Here is a 13,309-nt window from a genome sequence, read left to right as displayed (position 1 = left end):
TCAAAATGGGTTGATTGTGCAAAAGAAAATAGAAGGATGCGCAGGTCATTTTCCCCACGCGGGTGTTATGCTACAGGTTCTGAAGCCGCTTCAATGGGCGTGAGCTTATCTTCGATGGAGGCCCGGTCCGGCTCCAGTGCCGGTGGCAGCGTGACTTTTCCAGCGTCGGCCTCTTCCACGGGGAACGGCGCCCCCGTATCGGTGGCGATTTCGATGAGAATGCCGCCGGGCTCGCGCACATAAATCGACGTAAAGTAGTGCCGGTCGATGATGGGCGATACGTTCAGCCCCGCGCTCGTAATGCGTTCGTGCCAGTCGGCAATGGTGTCTTCGTTGGGCGTACGCAGCGCCACATGGTGCACGCCGCCTTTGCCCAGCCAGCCGCGCCCGGCGTCCGATCGCTCAATCAGATGCAGTTCCGCTGCCGCCCCGCCATCGCCAATCGAAAAGACGGTGGCAGTGTCAGGGGGATGCGGGAGGTCCACGTCAGAGTCGGATGCCTCAACGACGTAGTCGCGGGCGGGGGCCAGACCGAGCACATCGGTGAGCACCTGACGCGTGGGGGCGTCGGCGTCAACGGTGATCTCGACGGGCCCGAGGCCCTGAATGGCGTAGTCGCTGTCTACGGGGGACTGCGTCCACGGTGTAGTGTCGGGCACGCGGTCTACATCGGGTGCATCGTCGACCAGGTGCAGGGTCTGGCCCTCGGCATCATACAGCGTAATCGTGGCGCGCCCGGCCCGCTGGTGGATGGGCGTACGCCGCACGCCCACCGCATCCAGATGCTCGGCCCACGCTTGTAGTGCCGCCTCGCCACGCACCCGCAGCGACGTGCCGGTAATGAGCCCGGTGCCATCGTGCTGATCGCGAGCGCGGGCGATGTCGAAAAACGTGAGGTCGGTGCCCGGCGTGCCGTGTGTATCCGCATAAAACAGGTGATACGACGACGTGTCGTCCTGATTCACGGTCTTCGCCACCAGGCGCAGTCCCAGCGTCTGCGTGTAAAACTGCACGTTGTAGCTGGCGCGCCCGGTAACGGCGGATACGTGGTGAATGCCCTGAAGCGTGTCGTCGGAAGCCATGGGGATTGGGGAGTCAGTAGGTGTGTAGGGATGCGCCTATGCGGCGCTGTCGCGCAGGCGGTGGAGCAGCCGGAAGAGCGTCTCCTTTTCGGGGGTGGAGAGGTCGTCCGTTAGCGATTGCACCAACCGGGCGTGCTCGGGAAACACCTGCTCTACGAGTGCCCGCCCGGTATCGGTAAGCGCCACCTGCTGAACGCGTCCATCGTTGGGATCAGCACGGCGGATGAGCAGGCCGTCGTCTTCCAACTGGTCGAGCACGTAGGTCATGCTGCCGCTGGTAAGGAGCACGCGCTCGCCCACCTCGCCCACCGGGAGCGGTCCTTTGTGCAAGAGCACCTCAAGCACCGCAAACTGCTTCATGGTGAGGCCATGCGCTTCTACCTGAGCGCGCAGCGGCGCGTCGATGGCGTGCTGGGCGCGGTTCAGCGCAATCCACACCTGCAATGCTCGGCGGCGGTCGCGTTCCATAGAGCATGTGAGTGCGTGAGTGTTTATCTTGATACCAAGACATTTGAAGCTGATGCGCGTTTGCCGTTCCGCGCGTTGCAGGGTCGTTGCAGATCAGAGCAGCGTCTCGTGCATCTTGCGGTGCCGCCAGGTACTACCGGTACCCGGCCAGACGCTGACGCGAACGGCCCAGGTTGGGCGGCACCTCGTCGGGCGGAGTTAGCTCGCCGCGCAGGTTCTGCTGCATCAGGCGGCGCACCGCATCGGGCGCATGGCCCTGCTCAAACAGGTAGTAGAGCTTCGCCAGGGCGGCTTCGGTCGTCAGATCGTAGCCACTCACCACGCCCGCCTCGGCCAGCGCATGGCCCGTGGCGTACAGATCCAGGTCGGCGGTGCCGTGCAGCGGCTGCGTCACATCTACGATGACGGTCCCCTGCTCAGTCGCCGTCCGAAGCGCTTCCAAAAAGGCATCGTTGTTACTGGGTGCGTTGCCCGCGCCGTAGCACTCCAGCACCACGCCCTGCACCGGCGGGGCCAGCACATGCGTCAGGTACGAGGCATCGAGCCCCGGAAACACCCGAAACGCCGCTACTGTGGCGCTGCCCAGTGCCACCACCTGCGGCGGACGCAGCGGCTTCTTGGGGGCAGGCACAAGTGGCCAGTTGATCTCCACGTTGATGCCCACGGTACCTACTGGCGGAAAGTTGGGCGAGGCAAATGCATCAAACGTATCTGCATTCACCTTCGTGGCGCGCGTGCCGCGAAAGAGCCGGTCGTTGAAGTACAGAAACACCCCGCTCATGCGATCGGCATACGCCCCCAGAATGAGCAGCGCCGTAAGCAGATTGCTCTGCGCATCGGTGCGGGTTTCGACGAGCGGAATCTGCGAGCCCGTAAAGATGACCGGCTTGTCCAGCGGATCGAGCATAAACGACAGCGCCGATGCCGAGAACGCCATCGTGTCGGTGCCGTGCACAATCAGAAAGCCGTCGTAGTCGTCGTAGTGGTCGCGGATCGTCGTCGCCATCGCCAGCCAGTCCTGCGGCGTCATGTTGGCGCTGTCGAGCAGCGGATCGAACTCGTAGATGTCGTATTCCGGCACATGCTCGCCCCGAAACGCCCCTCGCGCCTCAATCTGCGCCTCCAGGTGGCCCGGCTGCGTGTCATACTCGCCCGAGGGCTGCCGCGCCATTCCAATCGTTCCTCCGGTGTGCGCCACAAAAATGCGAGGCGAATCAGCCATGCGTCTGGCGTAGGTTCATGCATAAAAGCTACGGATCGCACTGTACGACACCTGCCACGGGGCGATCCCCATTTGCACCGGCTTCGCACCATGCGTTGTTAGAGGGAAGCAGAAGAGCCCGCTTCGGGACGCCATCCCTACCGCGCTCCGTAAGCTGCAGCGAAGCGCGCCCTACACGCAAGCCCGCGCGGCAGTTCGTCGTTATCTCGTCGCGCATCACACGCGGTGGGTGTAAGAACCTGTTTTGATTTCTTATTTTTGGTAGCAATTCAACGCTAAGTGATGGACCAAATGTACCAGTATCCGGAGACGGGAAGCGCCCCCCGGCGCGGACGTCTCTGGTGGGGGGCGAACGGGGTAACTTGTGCCGAATGCTTTCGGTACCGTTCGCCTCAGGACAGATTTTTATCAGAAGAGCGATCACTTGACATCTATCCACTGCCCGTTGATCTTCTTCTGAACGGCTATCTCAACGCGCTGAGATCTATGTCAGGATCCAGCGGATTGAGAAACGAAACGCCTTCGACCGTAGCCCCTGTCGCAAAATCTTCGCTCAAGATGATCGGACACTGTGCAAGCTTGGCCACCGCCCAAATCTGCGCATCAACGTACGAAAAGCTATGGTCTTGAACCCCACGCACAGTCTCTAAGACGACTGCAGGGGTGAGTGGAAAAACGGTAAACACCTGCTTGTACCGGTCTACCTGTTCGTACACCTCTGTAGCAGCGAGTGTAGGCTCAAGACGATAAAGCGCAACATTGGCGAACTCCGCCAGCACCTGCGCAGGAAGTGCCCCGCTTTCCGCCCGCCCGACCTGCTCAACAATGCGAAGCGCACGCGATTGCTTGCTGGTCTCGCTTTCATCAAAGCAGTAGACCAATATGTTGGTGTCGATTACATAGCGCATACAGCCCTTTGTGGTGTGTCAGGGTGCGGAGCAACTTAATATCCGTACCCAATGCGTTGCCCCTACCGGTCTAAGCGAGACTCGTAGAGCACATCTCGCCCTCGCGTCTGATATGCTGTCTTAAAAGCTGCAGGCAATCTGCGCCCCTCAGCCAGACGACGCGTATGACGCAGCAGCTCGCTCAGCGCCTCTTGACGTGCAGACTCGGTTTCTGCGTGAGGCGCTGTGCCCTGTTCAGACGGCTGGAGCATCTGGTCGAGTGCCTGACGTGCAAGCTCAGCCTCCGATATGCCTAATTCTCGAGCACGCTGCTTAAGCACTTTATTTTGAGCATCGGTGAGGTAAAGCTGTTTGCGAATCATCGCAGCCATGGCAGCATGTTGTGCTTGTTTTGGAACGTAGATGTACATCACATACATTACTTATACCTAATGAGGTCCTCAGCAGCACGGTACGCGGGACATTTTCGCCTCACCGGCACTCGCTCTCGCCGTCAAACCAAAACCCAAACAGGCTCTCAAACAGATCTGACAGGTCTTCGGAGACCTGTCAGATCTTTGCTACTCCCCTCCACAATACATCCCAGCATGTCCCATTCAACCACGCTCCATACGATACGCTGGTTAGCAGGTACACCGTACGTAGTGCTGTGTCACCCCTCATTTTGATGGTTGCCTTGGCATCCTCCCCTCACGAAGCCTGTCATGGTGAGCGCAGTCGAACCATCTCCCTGGTATTTAGCAGATACGGCGGGACAGAGGCCCTGCCAACCTTGGGGGAGATCTTTCGACTCCGCGTCTCCTTGGCGGAGCCGCTCCGCTCAAGATGACACCATGTAAACGGGGTATGCTGCAACCCAAACATTGACCTGTGACACGACAGTAGGTAGGGACACGGCGCGCCGTGTCCCTACGGTTGCCTGGATACACCACACATGCCCCCGAATATGTCTGGGAGAACGAGCAGCACACCTCACCCCCAACAAAAAACCGCCGATGAGGGGACACCTCACCGGCGGGTTGGGATAGCGATGTTCATGCTGTGTACTTACCGCACCACCGTAATCTTCTGTGTGGTGCTGAAGCTCTCGCCGCGCATCCGCACGATGTAGAGGCCGCTCGACAGGTTGTTCACGTCGAGGGTGATCTCGCGGGTGTCATCGGCGGGTACGGACTCTTGGAAGAGCGTGCGCACGCGCTGCCCCAGCGTGTTGTACACCTCGATGGTGACCGGCTGCGACTCTTGCACCGCGAACTGCACGGTGGCCTGATCGCGCACCGGGTTCGGATAGGTGGCAAGCTCATAGGCACTGCTCAGCCCAATCTCCACGTCGATGGGATCGGAGAGCGTGGTGGTGCCGTCCAGGTCGGACTGGCGGAGGCGGAACGTGTGCGTGCCCGCGTCCAGCTCGTCCATCTGGAAGCTGTACGACTGCGGCGAATCGGTGGTGCCGGCGCCTTCAACGAACGACACCTGCGTGAAGCTGTCGGCGTTGGGCGCTTTGTGCTCCACATCGAAACCCGCGTTGTTGGTTTCGCTGGCAGTGCTCCACTCAATAATTGCGCTCTGCTCACTGGCCTGACCCTGGAAGTTGTTCAGCTCCACCGGCAGCGGCCCGGCATCGGGGTCGAGGGTGAGGGTGAAGCGGGTGCTGGCTTCGTTGTTGTGCGTGACAATCTCACCCATGTTCGGGTCAGCTGCCTGCTCGGCACGCATATTTGCCGATGTTTCGCTGCAATCCGTACTGGACGATAGCGTGAACGTGTACGGATCGTCAGCACGCAAGTCATGCGTCTCACCCGTCGCTGTATCAGTCACAAACAGTCCCCACGTCTCAGGAATGTTTTCGGTTTCTCCCAGCGACATTGTTGCTTCGCCTTCGAATGGGGTACTGCCTTCGCACCCTGCGGCTTCAGCAACCAAGGGGATCGTCATTTCCTCTTCTGGACTAAACGGCAGGTTGTTGATGTCAAGCGCAGTACCGTCCTCACGCAGCGTGTAGAAATTTACGTGTCCTCCCGATGGCGAACTCAGCGGGGTGAGGCGGTATGCATCGTAGCTATCACGCCCCGTGCTCCCTTCCTCATTATACGTCATGTGGGCCATGTCGGTCGTCTCACCCAAACTAATATTCAGGCGGGCAAATCGTGAGGTAGCAGGTCCCTCCGACGCAAAGAACGGGTCGCTTTCGCTTGTAACCTGCGCTGTCGTGATATCCGTTACTTCTAACGAAGCATCGCTTGCTTCAGCCTGAACCTTGAACCCTTGGAAAGGGGCAATTATTCCTTCGAATCCGCCCGTGCCATCTGTACCGTTGTACGTTTGGTATTGCTCATTTTGCGGATCCCACACGTAAACCGTATTGTTGAGGCTGCTTTTACTCAAGTTATCCCAGTCAAGGAATGCAGCATAGGGATTTCCCACCACGTTCCAGCCCTCGTCATCCGCACTTATACCATCTGTATAGCTGAGTGGGAAACTGAAGCTGGTGCTAAAGTTTGGCAGCCCACGTCCCTCAACTGTTTTGGGGAAGCCTGTATTGTCCCGATCCTCATCATAAGCGTACACAATGAATCCGGTGCCATAACTGGCGTTGTTATCTACGTCTTCGACGGATTGCCATGCACTCCCATCCGTTCCGTTAGAGGCACGTGATGACTCGTCATAAACAAGCAGGTTGCTTAACGCTCGACGATTATCTTCAGAGTTATCTGGACCTTGAATCCACAGCCGTGACTTTTCAACACCACCATCACTGGCCTGACGCAAGAATTGGTCGTATGTGTTGCCCATTGGATTGGCCAGCATATACCATTCAGGGCCCTGGTTTAGGGTGCGATCCGCGAGCAACTCATCGGTGATCGTACCACTTCCATACACGATGGACGCCCCTGGTGCAAGTGTAAGAACGCCCCCACCAGCCAAACGCCCATTGTCTAGGCTCAGTGTGCCCGTTACTTCAATCGGGCCGCTATTAACAGAGACATCAGCCCCAGGCGACCCTTGATCTCGGTTAGAGTTGATTGTTAGGTTGAAAAACTCAAAATTAGTTTCCGAGTCAATCGTCTGCTGCCCATTCCCAATGAATGAAATTGATCGGTTGCCAGAAGCTATGCCTGGATTGAAGCTGAACTGGCCCCCATCATTGCTAAAGTTGCCTCCTATCTCAAGAGGACGTCCAAGACTCAACTCGCCGCCTTGATCAATGGTGAGATCATCTGTGAGAAGGCGCGGGTCGGTATTATCAATTTGTACAACTGTATTGCTTCCACGTACAACCATCGACCCGAAAGTGAGCTCTTGTGTTGTAGAGCCAGCAATTTCTTGTAGCTGGCCTCCTTCAAATGTAATTCCTCCACCCTGCGGAAGGAGTGGTCCACTTATATCGGCATCCCCATTGAGTGTCAGTCGTCCTGCTGCTAAGAGAACCCGTGCCCCGTCGCTTACAATTGTGAGCTTACCGTTGATCTCGAAAGCATTTTGCAGTTCGACATCTGTGTCATTAGTTACGACGACATCGGAGAATACGACCCCCTCAACTGTCGTAGTACCAGAGTTATTGAATCTGACTATTGAAGAGAAAAAGTCTGCGTTCTCATTGATTGAGAAAAGCGACCCATCGAACGTGAGGTCAGCTCCCTCATTGCCCCCACTCTCTCCATATGTTCCGCTTACATTTAAAGTCCCACTGACCTGAACTTCCTGATTATTGGTAATCGTCATATTGTCAGAGGGATCTACATTTGCTCCGCTCTCGATAGTCACATCCCAAAACCCGTTGCTCTGACGGAAATTGCCCGAAAGAGATTGCGATGACCCTGATGACCCAGTAAAGAAAATGTGAGAACCCGCAGCAGCAGTGAGGGTCCCAGAGTTGTCAAAGTTACCCCCAACACTAAACTCAGCCCCTGCCCCGATGCTTAACTGACTTCCCGAAGCGATGGAGGTAGCAAAGTTGATATCTGCATTTCCATCGTTGAGATCAAAGGAAGCACTATTAGTCCCGTCAGCACCAATGTCTAAGCCACCGAATAAAACGGTGATCGACGAGTTATCTCCGGCAGCGAGGGTACCATCTGTAAGCTGGAGGTTTCTTCCCAAAGGTATGCTTGATCTTCCCACAGTGAGCGGAGCTGTCGTACTACCATTGTTCTGATCTACTTCAATCGTACCACTACTGGTCAAACCCTTCGTTACTCCATCAGCGAGTGGATCGTCCCCTCTAATCTCTGCCGAGCCATTCCCACCACTTTCTCGATCTACCCGAAAAGTACCTGAGTTGTCCATGCTCCCATTGACAACCAAGGAGCCACTCGCGATTACCGCTTGAGTACCATCTACGACATAGGTGTTCAAAACAGTGTTGCTTTCAACTATCACATTTCCTGTGACAGTAAAGTCTTCACTAAGCACCAACCCATTCGAAGAAGAGCGCACTGTAACATCCGCGACTTCCAGCGTGGGAATATTTTGTACTATTGCCCCACTCTCAATGTCAGCAGCATAGCTATCGCTGTCGGGGTATCCGACTGGGTCATTGCACGGATCAGTAGCAGGATCCCCACCCGACACAGAAGACCAGTTATCAGGATCATCCCAGTTCCCACCGCTGACGGCATAGCACGTAGTTTGACCAGTAGCCTCCCCAGGCACGAAGGCCAGAAGAAAAGAAGCAGCTATTGCAAGGAATAGCGCGAAAGAAGTAGACGAAGCGGCCGATGAATTCGTATCTGTATATTTCATGGGTAGGCAGAGGGTTTTCTGGAAAAGAAACAGTGCTCAGAGCAGCAGCACGTCGGCGTACTTGACTGCTCTATCGAACCAATAGCATCGGGCCTCTAAAGGCGGACTTCTAAAAATCCAACGTGCTGCCCTATCGTTGTTACTAAGATGCTTTCAAACTCATTTTTACGGCATCTCTTTGTCACCATGCGGCTTCTCACCATCTCGGCGGCGTAGTCTATTGGCTGCGTACCCCGCCCCTGCAAGAACAAGCAGGCTAAGCCCTCCGTCAACGGGTACTCGTGGCGGCGGCGGGGGCGGCGGTTCATCATTCGTTTGCGGCCCATCAGCCACCGGCCCGTTCGACCCTGTTCCAAACTCATTGGACGATGCGCCCGAGTCTGCCCAGTCGGGCAGGCCGGTGCCGGCGGGGTCGGGGGTGCGAGGGGCTTCGTACTGCGTGCGGTCGTCGCGGTTGTCAGCGGGCGCTGTGTCCCATGACGACTGAGCAACGGCTGAGGGCGCGAGGGCTCCGCTGCTGGCAACGAGCATAAGACCAAGCATCGCAGCTGCGTATCGGTAAAAACATTTCATGTGGTCGGGAAGAATGTAATCAGGATCTACCGCAAAGGGCACGATCGGTCATAATGAAAACGAGAAGATGTCCTCTGCAATGTAGCGCATGTCGCATGTAACAAACTGCGACATCGCTGTGAAACCCGCGCAGCGCCAGCGCCCCAGGGGCCTGTTTGTGGAGCGCACAACGGGTTTTTGATATTTGCGAGCACATGGGTCGCCTTGAGCGTGTGTCCAGTCAGGCCTGCACCGGCCCATGCATATATGCAAACGGCTCGTCCTGATGCACATGCGCACATGGTATAATGCTCAAGACGCGTGCCAACGCTGTACATGCTGTAATGCGGCGCGCCTTGCAGCTTGCATTATGCGACGTATGCACCGCTGTTTCGATTGACATGGGTGCAGCTTTTACTGTGTACGATACACACTCCACATAGAGAGTATGCAACGCATCTCATAAACGCAAGCCCCCGGTCAACTCTCCCCACTGCAGCCCACACAGACGGATGCTCCAATAGCAATATCATGGTATTTTATCCTGCCCTGGGTCGAAAGGGAAAAGGTAGCGGTTCAATGCTAAATGATGGAGGAACCGTGCCGGTAGCCGAAGACGTCTCTGGCGCGGGTAAACGGAGGGTACGTGTTTAGCGCAGGTGGAACCGCGCCGTCTCAAATTGCTCCCCTGGAGAGGGGAGCTGTCGCGCAGCGACTGAGGGGTAGATACGAAGGTAGCACTCCATGTGAATACCCCGCACGCCGCATGCTCTTGCCAACCTACCGTCACCGCTCACGTCTCCATTACCAGCACCCCCAAGAAATCCATAGTCAGACCTCGCTTGCATCACACGGGAATGATTTTCAGGTGTGAGACTTGGATCCCGGCTCAGGGGCCGGGATGACTTGGAAAGCAGGTTGGTAGCGGTTCAATGCTAAGTGATGGAGAGAATAAGCCTGTAGCCGGAGACATACGCTTTGCTCGCGGTCTCGGGCTATCGTCGGTCTTCAAGCGGGTAGCAGGACTGGGCAGATCTGACAGGTCTTCCGAGACCTGCCAGATCTTTAAACGTCCCTCCATCGCTAACGCGATAGTCCCCTCTTCAGAGGGGCAGATTCGCGATATGCAGTTTCTCCCAACCGCGTCGAGGTGTTTCCATCTCCAAACGCAGGTCCAAAGCCGCTTTTCCGTCCTACTGACATGAAAGTCGTTCTTCATCGTATCAAGCCTGTTGCAGTCCACCGTTCCTGCCCTTATATTAACACGATGTTGCGGCCATCACAGGGCTCGCAGCCATGGGTCGGCGTTCCGTGCATGTGGGGCGCCGTTTTCTTTGCGTGTTCCCTCCATCCGTCTTTACTCGCTCTATGTGGTTTCAGCGCACAATTGAGTTTCTGAATGACCTGGTCTGGTCGTACGGCGTGCCCGTTGGCGACGGCCAGATGATTCCGTGGGTCGTCATCTTGCTGCTGGGGACCGGGTTCTACCTGACGTTCCAGCTGGGCTTCATCCAGTTCCGAAAGCTGGCGCATGGCTTCTGGGTGATGACCGGGAAATACGACAACCCTGACGATCCCGGCGATGTCCCGCACTTTCAGGCGCTGACCACGGCGCTCTCGGCTACCGTCGGTATTGGAAACATTGCGGGGGTGGCGCTGGCCATCCACTTTGGCGGGCCCGGCGCGCTCTTCTGGATGTGGATTACCGCGTTCGTGGGCATGGCCACCAAGTACAGCGAGGTGACGCTCGCCCAGTTCTACCGCGATGTGCGCGAGGAAACCGCGGACCTTAAAAGCTGGATGGGCTCGGTCTCGGGCGGCCCGATGTACTACATCGAAAAGGGCCTCGGCAAAAGCTGGAAGCCCGCCGCGATCTTCTTTGCAATCATGCTGATCGCGACCTCGTTTCTCACCGGTAACGCGGTGCAGGCCAATACCGTAGCTGACACCATGCGCGCCGAGTTTGGCATAGAGCCATGGATTACGGGCGTCATTGTGGCGGCGGTCATTGCCCTGGTGATTCTCGGCGGCATCACGCGTATCGGCAAGGTCACGGGCATCGTGGCCCCGGTGATGGCCGGCATCTACGTGCTGGGCGCGCTCGTCATTCTCGCCCTCAACTACGACCAGCTGATTCCCACCTTCGCCAGTGTCTTTACCGAAGCGTTTAATCCTTCGGCGGGCGTAGCGGGCACCGGCACCGGCGTGTTCTTACTGACACTCATGTACGGCGTGCGGCGCGGGCTCTTCTCGAACGAGGCCGGGCAGGGCTCGGCTCCCATTGCGCACTCCGCGGCCAAGACCAACGAACCATCATCAGAGGGCGTGGTGGCGCTGTTGGAGCCGTTCATCGACACCATTATCATCTGTACCCTCACCGCCATGGTCATTCTGGTCACGGGCGTGTGGGGCGATCCGGTACCCACCGAGTTCGACCTTAACTCGGGCAATATCACGTATCGCGTGCAGAGCGAGGGCGGCCTCTTTGCGGATGTCGAGACGCCCGAAGAGATTCGCATCGAAGATGGCGTGCAGCGCGTAACCGAAGGCGAACCCGCCATGGCCTGGAATCAGGCGGTCGTGGAGCGGCTCTTTGTGGAATGCGAAGGCGAGTGCACCGAAGACGGCGACCTCAGCGAGCCGTTCACGGGCACGCTCTATCCCAGCGACGGCACCGCGATCTCGCAGGATGGCACGACCTACGCCTCCCTCTACGGCGGTGGGGTGCGCAACGGCGCGCCGCTCACGCAACTGGCCTTTGAACGGGGGCTGGCGCCGCTCGGCGACTGGGGCGGCTACATTGTGATTCTAAGCGTCCTGCTCTTTGCGATTTCGACGGCCATCTCCTGGAGCTACTACGGCGACCGCTGCGCCCACTACCTCTTTGGCGACCGCGCTGTGCTCCCGTACAAGTTCCTGTTCGTCCTCATGAACTTCGTGGGCGCGATTACCGCGCTCACCACCATCTGGACCATCGGCGACATTGCACTTGGCCTGGTCGTGGTGCCTAACCTGATCGCCCTCATTGCGCTTTCGGGCAAATTGAAAGAGCTAACGACCAGCTATTTCGACCGCAAGCCCTGGGAAAATGGAGGCAGCAGCTTCGTAAACGTAGTCGATGAGGACGACCGGTAGGCGCTTTGCCGCAGGCCTCCTGCGTCCCGCGGTCTTCCGTCGGACGTGTACGGAGGACGCCTACCGCTGGGGGATGCAGCGGTCCTGCGCATTCATCTGGCAAGGACGCAGCAATGCCAACGTGATATCGGAAGTCTGGCAGGGTTAAGAGACTGTTTGGTAAGTGCTTTTTGTTCTGCAACCCCCTCTGTCTACTGACATCTCCCCCTTGGGAAAGGGGGAGAAACCCAAACGAGTCCGCAGGACGACTCATGGAGCGCAGCGGAATAAAGGGAGAGGGGGTTCGATCTAATGAGCGACGCTTACAACATCCTCATTATGATTTACCAAACAACTTCTAACAGGCGAACGGAGGACCGTTCGCCTCAGGAAAGGGATTTTATCAAAAGGGCTGTTTGCCCCGGAAGGGAAAGAAACCTGGGGATTCCACTTACCTCTTACCCGCCGCGATGACCTGCGCGTTGCTGATTGCGTCCTCAGAATTGCCGTTGACTTAGCACTCATTTTAGACTTCCCTGATCTGTTATGGATGTTCTGGACATCGACATGCTCACTGTCGTCGATCATCCGCTCTTGAAACGCGACCTGACGATCTTGCGCGACCGTACGACCGCGCACGGTCTGTTCCGCAAAACCGTGTCGGATGCCGCAGCGATTCTCGCCTACGAGACGCTGCGTAGCATCCCCCTGGCCGAGGTGGATATCCACACGCCGCTGGAGCCCACCACCGGCTATGCCATTGCCCAGGAGGTCATTGTGGTGCCCATCATGCGGGCCGGGCTCGGCATGGTCGACGGCTTCGTGCGGTTCGTTCCTGAAGCCCGCGTGGGGCATCTTGGCATGCAACGCGACGAAGATACGCACCAGCCGGTCGACTACTACGCCAACATCCCCGATAGCGTCGACCGCGCTGAGGTGTTTGTGGTCGACCCCATGCTGGCAACGGGCGGGAGCGCCATCTCGGCCATCACGCGCCTCAAGGAAGAGGGCGCAGACCGCTTCACGTTTGCGTGCCTGGTCGCCGCCCCCGAAGGTGTACAGGCCCTGCACGAGGCCCATCCCAACGTGCAGATCGTGGCCGCCACGCTCGACCGCGAGCTCGACGAAAACGCGTTCATCCGTCCCGGCCTCGGCGATGCGGGCGACCGCATCTTTGGTACCCCGGCGTAGCCTCCGCCCGGCGTAGCCTCCGCATCCCT

At 57.7% G+C, this 13,309-nt stretch carries 9 protein-coding genes; 2 read left to right on the top strand and 7 right to left on the bottom strand.

The genetic code is table 11. The features are described 5' to 3' along the window. Positions 1–65 precede the first annotated feature (65 nt). From CRI93_RS13765 to CRI93_RS13735, 7 genes are all read right to left on the bottom strand, one after another. The gene (locus CRI93_RS13765) at positions 66–1,082 is read right to left on the bottom strand and encodes a VOC family protein (protein WP_098063223.1); all 1,017 of its coding nucleotides are present in this window, start codon (positions 1,080–1,082) and stop codon (positions 66–68) included. A gap of 36 nt (positions 1,083–1,118) precedes the next feature. Further along, positions 1,119–1,550, bottom strand: a complete 432-nt coding sequence (locus CRI93_RS13760; protein WP_098063222.1) for a MarR family winged helix-turn-helix transcriptional regulator — start codon at positions 1,548–1,550, stop codon at positions 1,119–1,121. A gap of 133 nt (positions 1,551–1,683) precedes the next feature. Then, on the bottom strand, positions 1,684–2,772 hold the full coding sequence (gene ansA / locus CRI93_RS13755; protein WP_098063221.1) for an asparaginase: 1,089 nt from the start codon (positions 2,770–2,772) through the stop codon (positions 1,684–1,686). A gap of 464 nt (positions 2,773–3,236) precedes the next feature. Further along, on the bottom strand, positions 3,237–3,680 hold the full coding sequence (locus CRI93_RS13750; protein WP_098063220.1) for a PIN domain-containing protein: 444 nt from the start codon (positions 3,678–3,680) through the stop codon (positions 3,237–3,239). A 62-nt stretch (positions 3,681–3,742) separates the two neighbouring features. After that, positions 3,743–4,051 (bottom strand): hypothetical protein, encoded by a 309-nt coding sequence (locus tag CRI93_RS13745; protein WP_141491725.1) that lies wholly within the window; start codon positions 4,049–4,051, stop codon positions 3,743–3,745. Between the two features lie 676 nt (positions 4,052–4,727). Continuing rightward, the gene (locus CRI93_RS13740; protein ID WP_098063218.1) at positions 4,728–8,423 is read right to left on the bottom strand and encodes a T9SS type A sorting domain-containing protein; all 3,696 of its coding nucleotides are present in this window, start codon (positions 8,421–8,423) and stop codon (positions 4,728–4,730) included. A 165-nt stretch (positions 8,424–8,588) separates the two neighbouring features. Continuing rightward, entirely contained in the window at positions 8,589–8,954 is a 366-nt protein-coding gene (locus CRI93_RS13735; protein WP_098063217.1) for a PID-CTERM protein-sorting domain-containing protein, read from the bottom strand. 1,464 nt (positions 8,955–10,418) lie between these two features. On the opposite strand from CRI93_RS13735, the gene CRI93_RS13730 reads away from it, so the two are divergent. After that, a complete protein-coding gene (locus CRI93_RS13730) occupies positions 10,419–12,110 on the top strand; it encodes an alanine/glycine:cation symporter family protein (protein ID WP_483869240.1) in 1,692 nt (563 codons plus the stop codon). Between the two features lie 540 nt (positions 12,111–12,650). Next, positions 12,651–13,280 carry a uracil phosphoribosyltransferase gene (gene upp, locus CRI93_RS13725; RefSeq protein WP_098063264.1) on the top strand — a complete coding sequence of 210 codons (630 nt, stop codon included), beginning with the start codon at positions 12,651–12,653 and terminating at the stop codon, positions 13,278–13,280. Positions 13,281–13,309 lie beyond the last annotated feature (29 nt).

Origin of the sequence: Longimonas halophila, from assembly GCF_002554705.1 — a bacterium.
GTDB classification, from domain to species: Bacteria; Bacteroidota; Rhodothermia; order Rhodothermales; family Salinibacteraceae; genus Longimonas; species Longimonas halophila.
This window is presented reverse-complemented; position numbering and strand designations above follow the sequence as displayed.

Coding starts and splice junctions, on each gene's coding strand:
- CRI93_RS13760 (WP_098063222.1), bottom strand. CDS start 1,550: ATGGAACGCGACCGCCGCCGAGCATTGCAGGTGTGGATTGCGCTGAAC.
- CRI93_RS13765 (WP_098063223.1), bottom strand. CDS start 1,082: ATGGCTTCCGACGACACGCTTCAGGGCATTCACCACGTATCCGCCGTT.
- CRI93_RS13745 (WP_141491725.1), bottom strand. CDS start 4,051: ATGGCTGCGATGATTCGCAAACAGCTTTACCTCACCGATGCTCAAAAT.
- CRI93_RS13735 (WP_098063217.1), bottom strand. CDS start 8,954: ATGCTCGTTGCCAGCAGCGGAGCCCTCGCGCCCTCAGCCGTTGCTCAG.
- CRI93_RS13750 (WP_098063220.1), bottom strand. CDS start 3,680: ATGCGCTATGTAATCGACACCAACATATTGGTCTACTGCTTTGATGAA.
- CRI93_RS13740 (WP_098063218.1), bottom strand. CDS start 8,423: ATGAAATATACAGATACGAATTCATCGGCCGCTTCGTCTACTTCTTTC.
- ansA (WP_098063221.1), bottom strand. CDS start 2,772: ATGGCTGATTCGCCTCGCATTTTTGTGGCGCACACCGGAGGAACGATT.
- CRI93_RS13730 (WP_483869240.1), top strand. CDS start 10,419: ATGATTCCGTGGGTCGTCATCTTGCTGCTGGGGACCGGGTTCTACCTG.